Source organism: Paracoccus sp. SCN 68-21 (genome assembly GCF_001724535.1).
Taxonomy (GTDB): Bacteria; Pseudomonadota; Alphaproteobacteria; order Rhodobacterales; family Rhodobacteraceae; genus Paracoccus; species Paracoccus hibiscisoli.
The window spans coordinates 18,868-37,812 of record NZ_MEES01000025.1 but is presented as its reverse complement, the minus strand read 5'-3'; the positions used below and the strand labels follow the sequence as shown (position 1 = coordinate 37,812).

Annotated in this window: 17 protein-coding genes and 1 pseudogene; 9 read left to right on the top strand and 9 right to left on the bottom strand. The window is 69.2% G+C overall.

Going from position 1 to position 18,945, the window contains the following annotated elements; translation table 11 throughout:
- Positions 1–5: 5 nt before the first annotated feature.
- Both ABS73_RS09560 and ABS73_RS09555 read right to left on the bottom strand, forming a co-directional pair.
- Positions 6–206, bottom strand: a complete 201-nt coding sequence (locus ABS73_RS09560) for a YgaP family membrane protein (protein ID WP_136855072.1) — start codon at positions 204–206, stop codon at positions 6–8.
- A gap of 61 nt (positions 207–267) precedes the next feature.
- Positions 268–954: a Crp/Fnr family transcriptional regulator gene (locus ABS73_RS09555; RefSeq protein ID WP_277024709.1), complete on the bottom strand. Its 687-nt coding sequence runs from the start codon at positions 952–954 to the stop codon at positions 268–270.
- Positions 955–1,164: 210 nt separating this feature from the next.
- Between ABS73_RS09555 and ABS73_RS09550 the strand changes: the two genes are divergently transcribed.
- From ABS73_RS09550 to ABS73_RS09510, 9 genes and pseudogenes are all read left to right on the top strand, one after another.
- Positions 1,165–2,208, top strand: a complete 1,044-nt coding sequence (locus ABS73_RS09550) for an NAD(P)-dependent alcohol dehydrogenase (RefSeq protein ID WP_277024707.1) — start codon at positions 1,165–1,167, stop codon at positions 2,206–2,208.
- A gap of 313 nt (positions 2,209–2,521) precedes the next feature.
- Positions 2,522–3,403: an AraC family transcriptional regulator gene (locus tag ABS73_RS09545; protein ID WP_277024706.1), complete on the top strand. Its 882-nt coding sequence runs from the start codon at positions 2,522–2,524 to the stop codon at positions 3,401–3,403.
- 94 nt (positions 3,404–3,497) lie between these two features.
- The gene (locus tag ABS73_RS09540; protein ID WP_277024705.1) at positions 3,498–4,415 is read left to right on the top strand and encodes an ABC transporter substrate-binding protein; all 918 of its coding nucleotides are present in this window, start codon (positions 3,498–3,500) and stop codon (positions 4,413–4,415) included.
- Between the two features lie 52 nt (positions 4,416–4,467).
- Positions 4,468–5,970 (top strand): sugar ABC transporter ATP-binding protein, encoded by a 1,503-nt coding sequence (locus ABS73_RS09535; protein ID WP_277024704.1) that lies wholly within the window; start codon positions 4,468–4,470, stop codon positions 5,968–5,970.
- A pseudogene (locus tag ABS73_RS09530) lies at positions 5,960–6,550 on the top strand (ABC transporter permease); the annotation flags it as partial. The gene ABS73_RS09535 and the pseudogene ABS73_RS09530, both read left to right, overlap by 11 nt.
- 1 nt (position 6,551) lies before the next feature.
- The coding region (locus ABS73_RS09525; protein ID WP_502686050.1) for an ABC transporter permease at positions 6,552–6,899 on the top strand (348 nt) is incomplete at its 5' end.
- Complete coding sequence (locus ABS73_RS09520) at positions 6,899–8,518, top strand: FGGY-family carbohydrate kinase (RefSeq protein WP_277024701.1); 1,620 nt, start codon at positions 6,899–6,901, stop codon at positions 8,516–8,518. The genes ABS73_RS09525 and ABS73_RS09520, both read left to right, overlap by 1 nt.
- Positions 8,502–9,215 carry an SDR family oxidoreductase gene (locus ABS73_RS09515; RefSeq protein WP_277024698.1) on the top strand — a complete coding sequence of 238 codons (714 nt, stop codon included), beginning with the start codon at positions 8,502–8,504 and terminating at the stop codon, positions 9,213–9,215. Before ABS73_RS09520 ends, ABS73_RS09515 begins: the two co-directional genes overlap by 17 nt.
- 26 nt (positions 9,216–9,241) lie before the next feature.
- Complete coding sequence (locus ABS73_RS09510) at positions 9,242–9,970, top strand: SDR family oxidoreductase (RefSeq protein ID WP_277024696.1); 729 nt, start codon at positions 9,242–9,244, stop codon at positions 9,968–9,970.
- Here the strand turns inward: ABS73_RS09510 and ABS73_RS09505 are convergent.
- The 7 genes from ABS73_RS09505 to ABS73_RS09475 form a co-directional block, all read right to left on the bottom strand.
- On the bottom strand, positions 9,967–11,997 hold the full coding sequence (locus tag ABS73_RS09505; RefSeq protein ID WP_277024693.1) for a bifunctional sugar-binding transcriptional regulator/dihydroxyacetone kinase subunit DhaK: 2,031 nt from the start codon (positions 11,995–11,997) through the stop codon (positions 9,967–9,969). The two genes, ABS73_RS09510 and ABS73_RS09505, sit on opposite strands and share 4 nt — an antisense overlap.
- On the bottom strand, positions 11,997–12,665 hold the full coding sequence (gene dhaL, locus ABS73_RS09500; RefSeq protein ID WP_277024690.1) for a dihydroxyacetone kinase subunit DhaL: 669 nt from the start codon (positions 12,663–12,665) through the stop codon (positions 11,997–11,999). The genes ABS73_RS09505 and dhaL (ABS73_RS09500) overlap by 1 nt, the downstream gene beginning before the upstream one ends.
- Before the next feature lie 49 nt (positions 12,666–12,714).
- Positions 12,715–14,466 carry a dihydroxyacetone kinase subunit DhaL gene (gene dhaL, locus ABS73_RS09495; RefSeq protein WP_277024687.1) on the bottom strand — a complete coding sequence of 584 codons (1,752 nt, stop codon included), beginning with the start codon at positions 14,464–14,466 and terminating at the stop codon, positions 12,715–12,717.
- A gap of 11 nt (positions 14,467–14,477) precedes the next feature.
- Complete coding sequence (locus ABS73_RS09490) at positions 14,478–15,233, bottom strand: GolD/DthD family dehydrogenase (RefSeq protein ID WP_277024685.1); 756 nt, start codon at positions 15,231–15,233, stop codon at positions 14,478–14,480.
- Between the two features lie 67 nt (positions 15,234–15,300).
- Positions 15,301–16,293 (bottom strand): substrate-binding domain-containing protein, encoded by a 993-nt coding sequence (locus ABS73_RS09485; RefSeq protein ID WP_136855059.1) that lies wholly within the window; start codon positions 16,291–16,293, stop codon positions 15,301–15,303.
- Between the two features lie 45 nt (positions 16,294–16,338).
- The gene (locus ABS73_RS09480) at positions 16,339–17,346 is read right to left on the bottom strand and encodes an ABC transporter permease (RefSeq protein WP_286693440.1); all 1,008 of its coding nucleotides are present in this window, start codon (positions 17,344–17,346) and stop codon (positions 16,339–16,341) included.
- Between the two features lie 31 nt (positions 17,347–17,377).
- Positions 17,378–18,859 carry a sugar ABC transporter ATP-binding protein gene (locus tag ABS73_RS09475; RefSeq protein ID WP_277024683.1) on the bottom strand — a complete coding sequence of 494 codons (1,482 nt, stop codon included), beginning with the start codon at positions 18,857–18,859 and terminating at the stop codon, positions 17,378–17,380.
- Between the last annotated feature and the right edge of the window lie 86 nt (positions 18,860–18,945).

Genomic DNA, 18,945 nt, shown 5'->3' with positions numbered 1-18,945 from the left:
GGTCCTCAGCGGCGGCAGGTGCGCAGACCGAACAGCGTGTAGAGGGGGCAGAACCGGATGGCGGCGGTCCCAGCCATCACGATGCCCGCGACCAGTGCCGCCACGCGCAGCGCGCCGTCCAGGCCGGCCAGCAAGGCCAGCGCGATCAGGATGACGCCCAGGGCCAGGCGCAGGGCGCGGTCGGTGGTGCCGATATTGGGTCGCATGATGGGCCTCCTGCCAATGGGTTTCCCCGTGATGGCATGGCGCGGGCGGCCCTGTCGGTGACTATGTCACGCTGGCGCGCCAATTCGCGTCCTGGGCCGCCAGCGCGCTGAGGCCGGCGCGGTCGGACAGCTCGATCGCGCCGCGCGTCAGGGCGATCCAGCCGCGGCGCTGGAATTCGGCCAGCTGGCGCGAGACGACCTCGCGGGCGGTGCCCAGCTCGGATGCCAGCTGCTGATGCGTCACGCGCAGCTGATCCGCGCCCCGCGACAGATCGACCAGCTTCTGCGCCAGGCGGATGTCCATGCGCTGAAAGGCGATCTCCTCGATCACCTGGAACAGGTCGGTGATGCGCCGGGCATAGGCGGTGAAGATGAAGGTGCGGAACGCCACCGACGACGCCACCAGATCGTCGAACACCCCGCGCGGGATGGCGGCGGCGCGGATCGCCGTCTCGGCGATGCCCTCGGCGGAATAATCGTCATAGGCCAGTAGGCAGGCCGTGGTCATCACGCAGCTTTCGCCCGCCTCGACCCGGTACAGCACGATCTCGCGGCCCTGCTCGGATACCTGCTGGACGCGCACCCGCCCCTCCAGCAGCAAAAGCAGGCTGTCGGGCGCCTTGCCCGGCCCAAAGATCACGGTGCCCTGGGGAACGCTTACCACGGTGCTTTTGTCGCGCAGGGTGGCGCGCACGCTGTCCTCCAGCCGCGACAGGCCGGGAAAGCGGTCGGTCCAATCCTCGATCATCGCGGCACTCCCTGGTTCGGCCTGTATCCTGGGGCCTGCGCGCGGGTCATACAACGCCAAAGGAGGCGTCCCCTGCGCAGATCCCCGCCCCGCATCGGTAGGATTTTGCCGCCTGCGCAAATTTTTGCGCCCAACGCCCCGGCGCCAATTTACATTTGCCCGCCACGCACGCTTGATCGGGGTCGGATCGCAGATGCGGGGGGAATGACGATGGACAACTCACTGGTGCTTGAGGAAAGGGGCCGCCTGTCGCTGCGCCCCATCGATGCGGGTCGGCCGATGACGCCCAATGATGTGCGCATCGCGGTCCATACCGTGGGCATCTGCGGGTCGGACGTGCATTACTATACCCACGGCAAGATCGGCCCCTTCGTCGTCGAACAGCCGATGGTGCTGGGCCACGAGGCCTCCGGCACGGTGATCGAGGTCGGAGAGGCGGTCACCCACCTGAAGGTCGGCGACCGCGTCTGCATGGAGCCGGGCATCCCCGACCCCACATCGCGCGCGGCCAAGCTGGGGATCTACAACGTCGATCCGGCGGTGCAGTTCTGGGCCACGCCGCCGGTTCATGGCTGCCTGACGCCGCAGGTCGTGCACCCGGCGGCCTATACCTATGCCCTGCCCGACAGCGTGTCCTTTGCCCAGGGCGCGATGGTCGAACCCTTTGCCATCGGCATGCAGGCGGCGTCACGCGCGCGCATCCAGCCGGGCGACATCGCGCTGGTGACCGGCGCGGGGCCCATCGGGATGATGACCGCGCTGGCCGCCCTGGCCGGGGGATGCGCCAAGGTCTATGTCTCGGATCTGGCGCAGCCCAAGCTGGACATCATCGGCGCCTATCCGGGCATCGAGACAATCAACATCCGCACCACCCCCACGGCGCAGGCCATCGCCCAGGCCACGAACGGCTGGGGCGCGGATGTGGTGTTCGAATGCTCGGGCGCGGCTCCGGCGATCCTGGGCCTGCCCCAGCTGGCGCGTCCGGGCGGCACGGTCGTGCTGGTCGGCATGCCGGTCGATCCGGTGCCGATCGACATCGTCGGCCTGCAGGCCCGCGAGTTGCGGGTGGAGACCGTGTTCCGCTATGCCAACATGTATGACCGCGCCATCGCGCTGATCGCGGCGGGCAAGGTCGACCTGACGCCGCTGATCTCGGCCACCCTGCCGTTTGCCGACAGCATCGCGGCCTTTGACCGCGCGGTCGAGGCGCGCGACACCGACGTCAAGATCCAGATCGAAATGCCCGCCCCCTGACCGCCGACCTGCCGAAAAGTATAGGTCCGCACTGGACCGATCCGCATGGCCGCATCCCCCGGGACGCGGCCATTTGCGTCCGATCAGGCGCAGTGCGTGCTGGAAATGCTGCGGGGCAGCATCGCCGCGCAGGGAAATGACGGCGTCGCGCCCGCACGCCGATGAAATTCCGGCGCGGCATGTCAAAAAAGTATCAGAAGTTTTCCCGTGAGGTCGTGGCTGCCCGCAGGCGATGCGTGCTAGTCGTGATGCAGCGCCTGGAGGGGCACGGATCGTCACGGCGACCGGTGCTGGCGCGGAAGGGAGGAGGTCGATGCAGCCTGATCTGGAGCTGGTTCATATCCGCAAGGGTGAATCCTTTGCCGCGTGGAAGCACGGCTATCCGTTCCGCACGGTGCGCTGGCATTTTCACCCCGAATACGAGATCCATCTGGTCGTGGCGACCTCGGGGCGGTTCTATATCGGCGATCACATCGGCGATTTCGGCCCCGGACAGCTGATCATGACCGGCCCGAACCTGCCCCAGAACTGGCTCAGCGACATCCGCCCCGGAGAGATCATTCCCTGCCGGACCGAGGTGATCCAGTTCCCCGAAAGCTTTGTCGAACAGGCCCGCGCCTTCCCCGAGATGGACGGCGTCCAGACCCTGCTGGAGCGCAGCCGCCGCGGCCTGCTGTTCGACGACGCGACATCGCGCGCGGTCCGCCCGCTGATGCGCGCCCTGATCGAGGCGCGGGGCGTGCGCAGGCTGGGGCTGTTCTTCCAGATCCTGGACCTGCTGGCCCATGCGCCGAAATCGCAGGTGCTGGCCAGCCTCAGCTTTGTGCTGGACATGCAGCGGGCCGGGGAATCCGACATGAACCGCGCGCTGGCCCATCTGCGCCGGAACCTGCTGGACCCGGTCAGCGAGACCGAGCTGGCCCGCCTGACCGGCCAGAGCGTGAGCGCGTTCTCACGCTCGTTCAAGCGCCATACCGGGACGACGCTGGTGCGCTATCGCAACCAGATGCGGATCGACCTGGCCTGCCACATGCTGCTGTCGGACCCCGATGCCAGGGTCGCCGACATCTGCTTTGACGTGGGCTTTTCGAACCTGTCGAACTTCAACCGCCATTTCCTCAAGCTGAAGGGCATGGCGCCATCGGAATTCCGCGCGACCTTCGCGGCCCAGCAGACGATCCGCATGGCCGGCTGAGACACGCCCATCACCCCATACCCTGCGAACGCGGCCCCCTGAGGCCCGCGGCCGGAGGGGGACTGCCCACTGACCAAAAAACGGGAGGACTATCATGAACACCTTGCTCAAGACCGCATCCGCCGCAGCCCTGGCGCTGGCCGCCAGCGGCGGGATCGCCGCGGCCCAGGACGATCAGCTGACCATCGGCATGACGTTCCAGGAGATGAACAACCCTTATTTCGTCTCCATGCAGGAGGCCCTGAACGAGGCCGCGGCCCAGATCGGCGCCCGCGTCATCGTCACCGACGCGGGCCATGACGTGGCCAAGCAGATCTCGGACGTGGAGGACATGCTGCAGCAGGGCATCGACATCCTGCTGCTGAACCCCACCGACAGCGCGGGCGTGGAATCGGCCGTGCGCATGGCCAAGGATCAGGGCGTGATCGTGGTCGCGGTCGATGCCAACGCGAACGGCCCCGTCGACACCTTTGTCGGCTCCAAGAACCGCGATGCCGGCTATCAGTCCTGCGCCTATCTGGCCGAGGCCCTGGGCGGCCAGGGCGAGGTCGCCATTCTGGACGGCATCCCGGTCGTGCCGATCCTGCAGCGCGTCGAGGGCTGCCAGGAGGCGCTGTCCGAACATGAGGGCATCACCCTGGTCACCACCCAGAACGGCCGCCAGGACCGCTCGGTCGCCCTGGGCGTGGTCGAGAACATGATCCAGTCGCATCCGAACCTGGCGGGCATCTTCTCGGTCAACGATGGCGGCGCGATGGGTGCGCTGGCCGCGATCCAGGGGTCGGGCCGCGACATCAAGCTGACCTCGGTCGACGGCGCCCCCGAGGCGGTGCAGGCCATCGCCGATGGCGGCCCGTTCATCCAGACCACCGCGCAGTTCCCGCGCGATCAGGTCCGCGTGGGCCTGGGCATGGCGCTGGCGCAGTACTGGGGCGCCCGCGTGGTGCCCACCGAGGTGCCGATCGACGTGCGCACGGTCGACGCCGAAAACGCCGCTGATTTCAGCTGGTGATGAACCCGGCCGTGCCCCCTGTCGGGGCGCGGCCAAACGAAAGGCGGGCAGGATGCTGGAACTCAGGGGAATACGCAAAAGCTTTGGCCGGATCGAGGTCCTGCACGGGGTGGACCTGCATGTCCGCGCCGGAGAGGTGCACGCCCTGCTGGGCGAGAACGGCGCGGGCAAATCGACGCTGATGAAGATCGTCAGCGGCATCATCCAGCCCTCCGACGGGCAGATCCTGATCGACGGAGGGGTCCGCAGCTTTGCCACCTATGACGCGGCGATTGCGGCGGGCGTGGGCATCGTGTTCCAGGAATTCAGCCTGATCCCCGGCCTGACCGCGGTCGAGAACATGTTCCTGGGCCGGGAGCTGCGCGGCCCCCTGGGCCTTCTGGACCGCAAGGCAATGCGCGCCCGCGCGCAGGCGATCCTGCGGACGCTGGAGGTCGATCTGCCGCTGGACGTGCCCATCGCGCGCCTGTCGGTCGCCGAACAGCAATTCGTGGAGATCGCCAAGGCGCTGTCGCTGGACGCCCGCATCCTGGTCCTGGACGAACCCACCGCCACCCTGACCCCGTCCGAGACCGAGCACCTGTTCAAGGTCATGCGCGAATTGCGCGCGGCGGGCGTGGCGATCGTCTTCATCTCTCATCACCTGGACGAGATCTTCGAGATCTGCGACCGCATCACCGTCCTGCGCGACGGCGAATTCGTCGGCAGCACCGATGTCGCCGACGTCACCATCGACCGCCTGGTCGAGATGATGGTCGGTCGCCGCATCGAGAACAGCTTTCCCCCCAAGCCCGCGCCCGACCCCGATGCCCGCATCGTGCTGGAGGCGGTCGCGGTGCAGCTGCGGCGCGGCGGCCCGGTCTCGTCCTTCCAGCTGCGCGCCGGAGAGATCCTGGGCTTTGCCGGGCTGGTGGGATCGGGGCGCACGGAAACCGTCCTGTCGATCCTGGGCGAATACGGCGCCGCGCGCTGCACCCTGCGGGTCGAGGGCGTGGAAAAGCGCCTGCATGACGCCGCCGACGGGGTGGCCCACGGCATCGGTCTTTTGCCCGAAAGCCGCAAGGAACAGGGGCTGATCACGCCGTTTTCCATCCTGCAGAACGTGTCGCTGAACAATTACGGCAAATACCGCCAGGGCCACTGGTTCATCGACTTCAAGAAGGAGCTGGCCTGCACCCGCACCGCGATGGAGCAGGTTCGCGTCAAGGCCCAAGGCGCCCGCGCCCGCGTCGACACCCTGTCGGGCGGCAATCAGCAAAAGGTCGTCATCGCCCGCTGGCTGAACCACGACATGCGGGTGCTGATCTTTGACGAACCCACCCGCGGCATCGATGTCGGCGCCAAGGCCGAGATCTATCAGCTGATGCGCCAGTTCACGGCGCAGGGATACGCCATCATCATGATCTCCTCTGAGCTGCCGGAAATCATCGGCATGGCCGACCGGGTCTGCGTCTTTCGATCCGGCGGCATCGTGGCCACGGTCGAGGGGGACGCTATCACCTCGGAACAGATCATGACACACGCCACCACCGGAAAGGTCCACCATGTCGCATGACGCAAACACCGCAAGACACCGCGCCCTGGACTGGCTGCTGCATTCGCCGCTGGCCCTGCCTTTGGTCGGGCTGATCGTCGTATCGGTCATGATGGCCTTTGCCAGCGACAATTTCTTTACCGTGAACAACATCCTGAACGTGCTGCGGCAGGTGTCGGTCGTGGGCATCCTGGCCGTCGGCATGACCTTTGTCATCCTGACCGGTGGGATCGATCTGTCGGTCGGCGCGGTCATGGCGCTGGCGGGCACGGTCGCGGCGGGTCTGATGGTGAACATGGGCCTGCACGGGGGCCTGGGCATCGCCGCAGCCCTGCTGGTCGGCACCGGCCTGGGCGTCTTCAACGGCGTGATGGTCGCCTGGGGCAAGATGCCGGCGATCATCGTGACGCTGGCCACGATGGGCATCGCGCGGGGGTTGGGGCTGATCTATTCGGGCGGCTATCCGATCAGCGGGCTGCCGGGCTGGGTGTCGTGGTTCGGCGTGGGCCGCGTGGGCATCATCCCGGTCCCGGTCATCATCATGGTCATCGTCTATGCGCTGGCCTGGGTGCTGCTGCAGCGCACGCCCTTTGGCCGCCACNCCCCCCCCCCGCCTGTCGGGCGTGCGCACGCGGCGGGTCAAGCTGGCGGTCTATGCCATCTCCGGGCTGACCGCGTCGCTGGCCGCCATCGTGCTGACCGGCCGCCTGATGAGCGGCCAGCCCAACGCCGGTGTGGGCTTCGAGCTGGACGCCATCGCCGCCGTGGTCCTGGGCGGTACCGCCATCGCGGGCGGGCGCGGGCTGATCCTGGGCACGCTGATCGGCGCGGTGCTGCTGGGCATCCTGAACAACGGCCTGAACCTGATGGGCATCAACCCCTACATGCAGGATGTGATCAAGGGCCTGATCATCCTGCTGGCGATCTATATCGGGCGGGAGTGGCGCTGATGGGCCGGTATCTGATCGGCATCGACGTCGGCACCGGATCGGCGCGGGCGGGGGTCTTTGACGCCACCGGCGCGGCGCTTGGCACCGGAAAATGCGACATCGCCATGCACCGACCCGACGGGGTGATCGCCGAACAGTCCAGCGCGCAGGTCTGGGACGCGGTCTGCACCGCCACCCGCGCCGCCGTGGCGCAGGCCGGCATCGACCCGGCCCATGTGGTGGGCATCGGGTTCGACGCGACCTGTTCGCTGGTGGTGGTGGGCGATACGCCTTTGGGCGTGGGCGACCCCGCCCATCCCGACCGCGACATCATCGTCTGGATGGACCACCGCGCGGTCGATCAGGCGGCCCGCATCAATGCGGGCGGGCACGATGTCCTGCGCTATGTCGGCGGCCGCATTTCCCCCGAGATGGAGACGCCCAAGCTGCTGTGGCTGCGCGAGAATCGGCCCCAGGTCTTTGACGCGGCACGCCATTTCTTCGACCTGACCGACTTCCTAACCTGGAAGGCCACGGACAGCACCGCGCGGTCGACCTGCACGGTGACCTGCAAATGGACCTATCTGGCGCATGAGGGCCGGTGGGACGCCGACTATTTCCGCGCCATCGGTCTGGACGTGCTGACCGACGAAGGGTTCGCCCGGATCGGCACGCAGGTGGTGCCGCCCGCCACACCCCTGGGCGCGGGCCTGACCGCCGATGCGGCGCGCGCCATGGGCCTGCGCGCGGGCATCGCGGTCGGCGCCGGGCTGATCGACGCGCATGCGGGCGGGGTCGGCACCGTTGCCGCCATGGGCGATGCGGTGGGCACGGTGGGCTATGTGTTCGGCACGTCTTCCTGCACCATGACCACGACGCGGGAACCGGCATTCGTGCCGGGCGTGTGGGGGCCGTATTTCTCGGCCATGGTGCCCGGCATGTGGCTGAACGAGGGCGGGCAGTCGGTCGCGGGCGCCGCCATCGACCACCTGCTGCGCCTGCACCCCGCTCATGACCGGGCGGTCGAGGCCGCCCGCGCGCAGGGCCAGTCCCTGCCCGAATGGCTGGCCGGCCAAGCGGCCCCCGACGCCGTGCGGCAGGCCGCCCACCTGCATGTGGTGCCAGAATTCCTGGGCAACCGCGCGCCCTTTGCCAACCCCCATGCCCGCGCCATCATCAGCGGCCAGGGGATGGAGACGGACCTGGCCTCGCTGGTCGCGCTGTACGTCGCGGGGATCTGCGGGCTGGGTTACGGCCTGCGCCAGATCATCGCGACCCAGGCCACCCACGGGGCCCCGGTCGCGCGCATCGCCATCAGCGGCGGCGCAGGCCGCCATCCGCGCATCCGCCAGCTGCTGGCCGATGCGACCGGCCTGCCCGTCGATGCCGCGGCGGCGGACGAACCCGTCCTGCTGGGCGCGGCGATGCTGGGCGCGGTTGCGGGCGGGGTGTTTCCCGACCTGGCATCGGCCATGCCCGCCATGTCGCGCGTCCTGACCACCCACCACCCCGACCCCGACAGCCAGCGGCTGCACGCCGCGCGCTATCGGGCGTTCCTGACGCTTCAGGCCACCGCCCGCGACCTGCGCGGCGACATCGATGCCGCATTGAGAGGAGACCACGATGCCCTTCACGGATAAATCCGTCATCATCACCGGCGCGGGCAAGGGCATCGGCCGGGCCACCGCCATCCTGCTGGCCCAACGCGGCGCGCGGGTCACGGCCATCAGCCGCACGCAATCCGACCTGGACAGCCTGGACGCACGCGCCATCGTCGCGGATCTGTCCGACCCGGCGGCCGCGCGCGACGCGATGGCCCAGGCCGGGACCTGCGATTTCCTGGTCAACTGCGCGGGCACCAATGTGCTGGAGGGCCTGCTGGACCTGACCGATGCGGGCTATGACGCAGTGATGAACATCAACCTGCGCAGCGCGCTGATCTGCGCGCAGGAATTCGCGCGCGCGCGCATCGCTGCGGGCGGCGGCGGCGCCATCGTCAACGTCACCAGCATCGCGGGCCATCGCGGCTTTCCCGACCACGTCGCCTATGCCGCCTCCAAGGCCGGGCTGGAGGGCGCGACCCGCGTCATGGCGCGCGAGTTGGGCCCCCACGGCATCCGCGCCGTGGCCATCGCCCCCACCGTCACCCTGACCGAACTGGCCGCCGCCGCCTGGAGCGCGCCGGCCAAGCGCGACCCGATGATGGCCCGCCACCCGATGGGCCGCTTTGCCGAAGCCGAAGACGTCGCCCGCGCCATCGCCCTGCTGCTGTCGGACGACGCCGGCCTGATCACTGGGGCGGTCCTGCCCCTTGACGGCGGCTTTCTGGCCGTCTGACCGAACACCATCCCAAGGAGAATACCATGTCCCAAGACCTGCACGGCAAGGTTGCCGCGATCACCGGGGCCGCATCGGGCATCGGGCTGGCAACCACGCGCGCGCTGCTGGAGGCGGGCGCCCGCGTGGTGCTGGTCGACCGCAATGCCGACGCGCTGGACGCGCTGACGCGCGAGCTGGGCGGCGATGCAATCGCGCAAGTCACCGACCTGCTGGATGCCGACAGCTGCAACGCGATGGTGCCCCAGATCCTGAACAAGGTCGGCCAGATCGACATCATGCTGTGCAACGCGGGCAGCTATATCGGCGGCGATCTGGTCGACACCGACCCGGCCGCGATCGACCGGATGCTGAACCTGAACGTCAATGCGGTGATGAAGAACGTCCATGCGGTGGCCCCCCACATGACCGCGCGCGGGTCGGGCGACATCATCGTCACCAGTTCCATCGCGGGGCACGCGCCGATCCATGTGGAGCCGGTCTATTCCGCGTCGAAATGGGCGGTCACCTGTTTTGTCCAGACCATGCGGCGCCAGCTGATGGGGCATGGCGTCCGGGTGGCGCAGGTCTCTCCGGGGCCGGTCGTCTCGGCCCTGCTGGCGGATTGGGAGCCGGATCGCCTGCAGCGCATGAAGGATGCGGGCGCGCTGATGGAGCCGGTCGAGGTGGCGGACGCGCTGATGTACATGCTGACGCGGCCGCGCAACGTGACCATCCGCGACATGATTGTGCTGCCCAGCAATTTCGACGTCTAGGGGCGCGACCCCTGGGTCCAGGCGGGCGCGCTGCAGGGGTGATCCAGCAGCGCGGTCAGCTCATCGTCCAGATGCAGCGCGGTGATCGACACCCCCGCCATGTCCAACGAGGTATAGTAATGCCCGATCAGCGTCCGGTGCACCCCCACGCCCCGCGCGCGCAGGCGCTGCCGCAGGCGGCGGTTCAGGATGTACAGCTCCATCTGCGGCGTCGCGCCAAGCGAATTGACCAGCAGCGCGACCCGGTCGCCCTCGGCCGGGCGCATCTCGTCCAGGATGCGGTCGACGATCAGGTCGGTGGCCTGATCCGCGGTGGTCAGGCGGGCGCGTGCGATGCCGCGTTCGCCATGCACGCCGACGCCGATCTCCATGTCGTCGGGGCCAAGGCGAAAGCTGGGCTTGCCGCTTTCCAGCGAGGCGCCGGGCTCCAGCGCGATGCCCATCGTGTGACAGCGCGCATTGGCCCGCAGCGCCAGCGCCGCGCAGGTCTCCAACGGCAGCATCCGGTCGCAGGCCGCCCCGGCGATCTTGAAGACGAAGACGTTGCCCGCCACCCCGCGCCGGGCCGCGCGCGCATCAACGGGGGCCGAGGCGATGTCGTCGGTCGTGACCACGGTGCGCACGCGGATGCCCCGCGCGGTCGCCATCTCGGCCGCGGTCTCGAAATTCATCACGTCGCCCGAGAAGTTGCCAAAGATATGCAGCACCCCCGCGCCCCCATCGGCGGCCAGCGTCGCGGCCAATATCGGGTCGGGCGGCGGCGCGGCAAAGACATTGCCGATGGCCACCGCATCCGCCAGCCCGCGCCCCAGATAGCCGAAGAACCCCGGCTCGTGCCCCGAACCGCCGCCGATGACCAGCCCGACCTTGCCCGGTCGCGCGCCATCCACCGCGCGCAGGGCACGCGGAGCGCCGGTGATCGGGGCCAGCAGGCCCTGATGCGCCAGCAGCGCGCCCTCGACCGTCTCGTTCACGGCGTCCTGCGGGCGGTTGAGGAATTTCTTGATTCGCACCCGTTCGGGCAGCGCGGCGGGGGCCGCCGCCACAGGGCGCGCGGGGCCATCCTCGTGCCCCTCGGCGGTCAGGATCGCGCGGGCCGTGTCGGCATCGGTCACCATCACGTTGACATAGCCGCCGCGCAGCGCCGCCAGGATCGCCTGCACCTTGTCCATGCCGCCCGCGACGCCGATGCGGCAGGGCACCGTCCTAAGCGCGGCCAGATCGACGCCGATGGTGCGCCCCTCCAGCGGCCCGTCGACCGGCTCGCCGCGCGCCGCGATCAGCCGCCCCGCGATGCTGCCCACCGCCGCGTGATACTGCCCATGCACGCCCGGCCCGTCGAAAAAGCCGCTGGTGTGGATCGTGCTTTCGGGGCGCAGCGAGGATATGCCCAGCACGATCCGGTTCGCCTGCGCCAGGATCGCCATCTGTTCGGCCACCACCGGTTCGCGCATCAGCAGCGCCCGCATGTCGGGCGAGGACACGATGGCGGGGGCCGAGATGGGGATCGACCGCGCGCCCAGGGCCTCGGCCAGGCGGGTGGCGCAGGCCTCGGGGGTCCAGGGGATCTTGGCGGTGGTGCCGCCGGTCGCCTGCACCACGCGCAGGTCCTGCAACCCGCCCCGCCCGATGCGGTTGGCCAGCGACAGCATCGTCCGCCCCCAGGTCACCGCGATGGTGTCCCCCGACCGCGCCAGCCGCGACAGAACCTGCGCGCCCGCCGCGCCAAGCCGGTCGATCAGCGGGCTGCCCGTGCCGCCCGATGGGATGACCAGGCAGTCGTCCAGGCCGAAATGATCCTGCATGGCCTTGGCGATGCTGAGGGCGCGAAACCGCTGGGGGTCGATCTCGATCGAGACGATGCCCCGGGTCCGCGCATCCGCCAGATAGGAGTTGACCGAAGGCCGCGACACGCCCATCCGCGTCGCGATCTCGGCCTGGGTCAGGCCGTCCTGATAATAAAGCCAGGCGGCCCACAGCAGCGGATCGTCGCCAAAGCGCAGGGGGGGCGCATCGGAATGGGGCATCAGGGCGCGCGCCCCTGGCCCTCGGCCCAGCTGGCCAGGCAGTCCAGCAGCGCCGCCGCCGACACCGCGCCGGGGTCCAGATGGCCGATGCTGCGCGGCCCCAGACGCGCGGCGCGCCCGCGGGCGGCCATCATGGCGCGGGTGGCCTGCGCGCCCTCGGACGCGGCGTGGGCGGCCTGTCGCAGGATCTGCGCGGGCGCCATGCCGGCGGCCAGTCCGGCGCGGGCGGCATGGGCGGCGGGCGACCAGGCATCGACCATGGTCTTGTCGCCGGGCCGGCCATGGCCGCGCGCGGCGATCCCCTCGGCCATGGCGATGACCACGCCGGGCAGGCGGTCGAACGGCACGCGGTCCTCATCGCCCAGGGCCTGCCCTGCCCGCAGCAGCGCGCTGGCATAAAGCGGCCCGGTCGTGGCCCCCACCGCGTTCAGCAGCGTCGAGGCCGCCAGCGACAGGCCCTGCGCCAACGTCTGCCCGCCGCCATCGGCCTCGAACAGCGCGCGGGCCGCCGCGCCAAAGCCCCCGGCCATGGCGACGCCGTGATCGGCATCGCCGATCTCTCCGTCCAGTTCGGCCAGATAGGATTGCTCTGCGGCCATGCGCTCGGCCAGGCTGCGGAACAGGTCGGTCAGATCGTGGCGCGAAAAGCTCTGCATCGGGGTCGTCATTGCCACGACCCCCCGGCCCGGTGCAAGCCGCGTCGCGGCCCGCAGGGGGTCATGGCGCGGACAGCCTGCGCGCGACGCTGTCGCCCAGGGCCGTCAGGATCAACGCGCAGGAGGTCGCGCCCGCATCGGGCACGCCCCGCGACCGCTCGCCCAACCGCGCCGCCCGGCCCAGTTTCGCGACCATGTCCACGGTGCTGTCGCACCCCTGCTGGGCGGCCTGCGCCATCGCGGCCAGCGCTGCGGGGAACCCCTGGGGGAGGGCCGCGTCGAACGCCTCGACCGCCGGGACAAGGCAATCGATCAGCGTCTTGTCGCCCGGCTGTGCCCCGCCGGTCGCCGTGACGCCCGCCAGCCCGGCGCGCAGCATTACCGAAAACCCCTCCGCATCAATGGCCGCGCGCCCCTGCACAGCCCGGCCCATATCCCGGAACATGAACCCATAGAGCGGCCCCATGGACCCGCCGATCTCGGACATCAGCACGTCGGACAGGACCAGGAACGCCTGATCCAGCGATTGCGCCGACAGCCGTTCGGCGGCGCGGCCAAAGCCCTTGGCCATGTTGATCCCGTGATCGCCGTCGCCAATCAGGCCGTCGATCTCGGAGAGATGCGCCTTGTTGGCGACGATCACGGCGGCCAGGTCCTGCACCACGCCCGCCGCATCGGTCAGCGCAAGACGGGGGGTGCCGGTCGCCTCGGCCGCACGGGGGGTGCCCGCGTCGCGCGCCGTCGCCGCGCCGCGCCGATGCCCCGCGATCACCGCGCCCACCGGCGGCACCGCAGGCCCCGTCACGATCAGGCCGGGCGCTGCGCATTCCATGTCCAGCAGGGCCTTGGTCTCGGCGGTCAGGGCCATCACGGTCAGCGTCGCGCCGACCATCTCCAGCGAGGTGAAGTAATTGCCCACGAAGGCGCGATGCACCCGCAGGCCCGCACCCTCAAGCCCCGTCTCGATCCGGTCATACAGCACGTAAAGCTCGTTCACCGGTGTCGCGCCAAGGCCCGACACCAGCACCGCGATCTCGGTTCCCTCGGGCAGGGCGTGGTCCTCCAGCACGATGGACAGCATGTCGTCGGCCACCTGATCGGCGGTCTTCAGCGCCTCGACCCGCGCGCCGGGTTCGCCGTGATGGCCGATGCCGACCTCCATCGTGCCGGGCGCGATCTGGAAATTCGGATGCCCCACGGCAGGCAGCGTGCAGGGGCCAAGGCCCACGCCCACCGACCGGCAGGCATCGATGGCCTGCTGGGCCGCCGCCTGAACCTCGGCCAGGGTGCCGCCCTGGGCCGCGCGCGCCGCGCCGATCTTCCACATGAAGATCTCTCCGGCGACGCCGCGCCGTTTCGCACGCTCTGACGCGGGGGCCGAACAGACGTCGTCATTGGCGACGACGGTGGCCACCGCGATCCCGTCATCCGCGACCATGTCGGCGGCCATGCGCACGTTCATGTTGTCGCCCGCATAGTTGCCATACAGAACCGCCACCCCTGCCCCGCCATCAGCGGCCCGGATCGCGTCGGCAAAGCTTTTGGCGGTGGGCGAGGAAAACAGCTCTCCGATGGCCACGGCATCGACCAGATTGCGCCCGGTATAGCCGACAAAAGCCGGTTCATGCCCCGAACCGCCGCCGGTCACGATGCCGACCTTGCCCTGCTGGGGGGCAAAGCGCGACACGACCACGCGCGGATTGGCCGGGTCCTTGCGGACCAGATCGCCATGCGCCTTGACGAAGCCCGCCACCGTCTCATCGACGATGTCGTCGGGGTCGTTGACGAAACGCTGCATTCCGGTCGCTGTCATGTCGTCCCCCATCATCGCACCGTGTATCCGCCATCGACCAGCAGGTCGGCCCCGTTGATCATCGCCGCCGCGCCCGATGCCAGAAACACCGCCGCCGCCGCAACCTCATCGGGTTCGGCAAAGCGGCCGGCGGGGATCAGCGCCTTCATCGCCTCGCCCTTGGGTCCGGCCCAGGCCTTGCGGCCCAGATCGGTCATCACCACCGTCGGAGAGATGGAATTGACCGTGATCCCATGCCCGCCCCATTCCAGGGCCAGCGTCTTGGTCACGCCGATGATGCCGAATTTCGACGCGCAATAGGCGACATGGCCCTCGATGGCGACGGAACCGGCCTGGCTGGCCAGGTTGATGATGCGCCCGCCCGCGCTTCTTGCGATCATCGCGCGGCCCACGGCCTGCGCCATCAGGAAGCTGCCGGTCAGATTGACCGCGATGGTCCGCGTCCAGGCGTCGCCGGACAGATCCTCGGCCGGGGCCAGATCGACGATGCCCGCGGAATTCACCAGAATGTCGATGCCGCCAAAGGCCTGCGTGACGGTGGCCACCGCGCGGTCAATGCTGCCCGCGTCGGTCACGTCGCAGGCCACGGCCTGCGCGCCGTCCAGGTCGCTGGCCGCAGCCGTCGCCGCCGCCAGATCGCGGTCCAGCAGCGCCACCCGCGCGCCCTGCGCGGCAAAGGCCCGCGCGATGGCAGCCCCGATCCCCGAGCCCGCGCCGGTCACCACGGCGGTCCTGCCCGCCAGACTGAAATCGAGAGCTGTGCCCATGCGCCGTCCTTTCCTGATCGTCGGTTGGTCCCCTCCGGCGACGACGGGCCGCCGGAGGGCAAGGGGCCTACTGCCGGCCGGCCAGCAGGGCGTCCACGTTCTCCAGCGTCACTGGGGTCCAGGGCACGTTATATTCCTTGGACGCGCCGTCGTTCCACGGCATGTCGGGATACTGCTCCCAGATGCCCGACATCGGCTCGTAATCCGGGCGCACGGCCTTGATCGCCACGTCGATCGAGCCCAGGGCCTGCGCTTCTCCGTCCTGCAGGATCGAGGCCATCTGCCCGGTCTTGACCGCGTTCAGCGCGTCGGTCACCCCGTCCACGCCCGCGATCGCGAAATCGGACACGTCCATTCCGGCGGCCTTGATCGCCTCGATGGCGCCCAGGGCCATCTCGTCGTTCTGGCCGATCACGCCGGTGATCGCGTCACCATGCGAGGTCAGCCAGTTCTCCATCAGCGCCTGCGCCTCGGCGCGCGACCAGTTGCCGGTCTGACGCTCCAGGATCTGGACGTCGGGGCATTCGGCCAAGGCCTGCTCGTTGCCCTCGCCGCGCTGGATTTCGCCCGACTGGCCGATGGGGCCCTCGATGATGACCACCGCGCCCTGGCAGCCCATCTTGTCCAGAACCGCCTTGGCCTCCAGATACCCGGCCTCGACGTCGTTCGAACCGACATAGGCGGTCAGCTGGTCGCTGTTCACCCGCGCGTTCGACCCGACCACGGGGATGCCCGCATCGACGGCCAGCTGCACGGCAGTCGCACCCGCCTCGACATCCATCGGCGCAAAGACGATCGCGTCAAAGCCTTGCGTGATCATCGTCTCGAACTGGTCCTGCTGGACCAGCGCGTCATAGCGGCCGTCGAACACGGTCAGCTCGACCATGCCGGACTGGACCGCCGGGTGCTTTGCCCCCGCCGCCGACCACAGCTGCATGAATTCGGCGTTCAGGCCATAGGCCGCCATGCCGATCTTCAGCGGTGCATCCTGCGCCTGCGCCGCACCGATCCCCAACCCAAGCGCCAGCGCGCTGGCCGTCATCATCATCGTCTTCGTCATCTGGTTTCCTCCCTCAGTGACACGTCCGCCGGCGGGTGCCGGATCTCAGTCTTCGGTCTTGCGGGACCGGTCCAGCATGACGGCGGCCACGATCAGCGCGCCCTTGATCACCTGCTGGTAATAGGATTCGACCCCAAGCAGATCGAGGCCGTTGTTCATCACCCCGATCAGCAGCGCGCCGATGACGGTGCCGCTGACGCGGCCAATGCCGCCCGCCAGGCTGGTGCCGCCGATCACAACCGCCGCAATGGCGTCCAGCTCATAGGCGACGCCCGCCTGCGGCAGCGCCGATCCGGTGCGCGCGGCCAGGATCATCCCCGCGACCCCCGCCAGCGCCCCCGAGATCGCATAGACCGCGAACCGGATGCGCCGCACCGGCAGACCGGACACCTTGGCCGCATGCGGGTTGCCGCCCACGGCATAGACGTGGCGGCCGAACCGCGTCCGGGTCAGCACGAAATGCGCGATTGCAAAGACCAGGCCGAACAGGATGATCGGCACCGGAATGCCGCCGATATCGCCCGTCCCGATCCAGCGATATCCGTCGGTCAGCGCCGGAATGGGCCGCCCGCCCGCATAGATCAGCGTCAGCCCGCGCGCCGCCGACAGCATGCCCAGGGTCGCCACGAACGCCGGCACCGAGAACCGCGCCACGGCGATGCCCGACACCGACCCCACCGCCATGCCGGTCAGCAGCCCGACCGCCACCGGGATCAGCGGCATGTAGGGCGCGCCCGCGACCCCCGCCGCGCTGGTCGTGGCAAAGCTGGCCGAGACGACCCCGACCAGCGCCACCACGGACCCCACCGACAGGTCGATGCCGCGCGTCAGGATGACGAATGTCATCCCTACCGCCAGAATTCCGTTGATCGAGGTCTGGCGCAGCACGTTGATGATGTTGCGCGAGGTCAGGAAATTCTCGCTGACCACCGACAGCACGATGCACAGCACCGCCAGCGCGATCAGGATGCCATAGCGCTGCAGTGCCGGTGCCATCCGCGATGCGGTCCCCATGCGCCGGTCGGTGCCGGTCGTGTCGGTCTGCTGTTCCACCCTCGTCCCCTTGGTCCTTGCAGCCGGCGCGTCAGACGGCCAGATGCAGCAATTGTTCGGCCGACATCGCCGCCCGGTCCAGTTCACCCGCCACGCGCCCGTCGCGCATGACGACCGCGCGGTCGGCCATGCCCAGCACCTCGTCCGTCTCGGACGAGACCATCACCACCGCGCCCCCGGCCCGGGCGAAATCCGACATGACGCGATAGATCTCGCGCTTGGCGCCCACGTCGACGCCGCGCGTCGGCTCGTCCAGCAGCAGGATGCGCGGTTCGGTCAGGAACCACTTGCCCAGCACGACCTTTTGCTGGTTGCCGCCGGACAGATGGGCCACGGACAGCCGGTCGGATGCGGTGCGGATGTTCAGCACGTCGATCATCCGGGCGGCGGCGCGGCCTTCGGCGCGGGTGTTCATCACCGGCCCGACGCCCATGCGGTCCAGCGTGGCCAGGCACAGGTTGTCGCGCACGTCGCCCGTCAGCACCAGGCCCGACCGCTTGCGGTCCTCGGTCACATAGGCCAGGCCCGCGTCGATGGCGTGGCGCGGCGTCGTGATGGTGACCGGCGCGCCGTCGATCATGATCTGCCCCGCCGTCTGGCCGGACAGCCCGAACAGCCGGTCAAAGATCTCGGTCCGGCCCGACCCCATCAGCCCGTACAGCGCCAGGATCTCTCCGCGGCGCACCGAAAAGCTGACATCGCGCACGCCCCGGTCGGCGGCCAGCCCCTGCACCGCCAGCAGCGTGTCGTCGCCCGGGGTGTTGTCCTTGACGAATTCCTCGGTCAGGGGGCGGCCCACGACCAGCTGGATCAGGCGGTCCTTGTCGATATCGGCCAGCGCGCCCGTCTCGACAAAGGCGCCGTCGCGGAACACGGTATAGCTGTCGCAGATGCCAAAGATCTCGGACAGGCGGTGGCTGACATAGATCACCCCCTTGCCGCGCGCCTTCAGCATGGCGATGGCCGCGAACAGCTGATCCGCCTCGGCCTCGCCCAGGGCCGAGGTCGGCTCGTCCATGATGATGACCTCGGCGTCATAGCTCAGCGCCTTGGCGATCTCGACCAGCTGGGTCTGGGCCACGGTCAGGTCCATCATCAGCGTGTCGGCGCGGATGCCGAAATGGAATCCGTCCAGCAGGTCCTGGGCGCGGCTGTTCATCTCGCGGAAGGCGATGCGGCCGAACAGGCCCACCGGTTCGCGGCCCAGATAGATGTTCTCGGCCACGGTCATGGCGGGGACCGGGCTCAGCTCCTGCTCGATGATCGAGATGCCGTTGTCCAGCGCCTGCGACGGGTTGTCGAACGTCACCTCGGCCCCGTTTCGCAGCAACCGGCCCGCATCGCGGTGATGGATGCCCATCAGGATCTTCAGGAACGTCGATTTGCCCGCCCCGTTGCCGCCGCACAGCGCATGCACCGACCCCGGCATCAGCGTGAACTGACCCAGCCTCAGCGCGGCCACGCCGTTGAACGACTTGCGAAAGCCCGACGCCTCCAGCAGCGGCTGTGCCATGGTTTCCTCCCCCTTGGTGGCTCAGCATATGCGCGGCGAAATACAGATGTCAAACATGATCTGACATTTGATACCAAAAGCCGAGG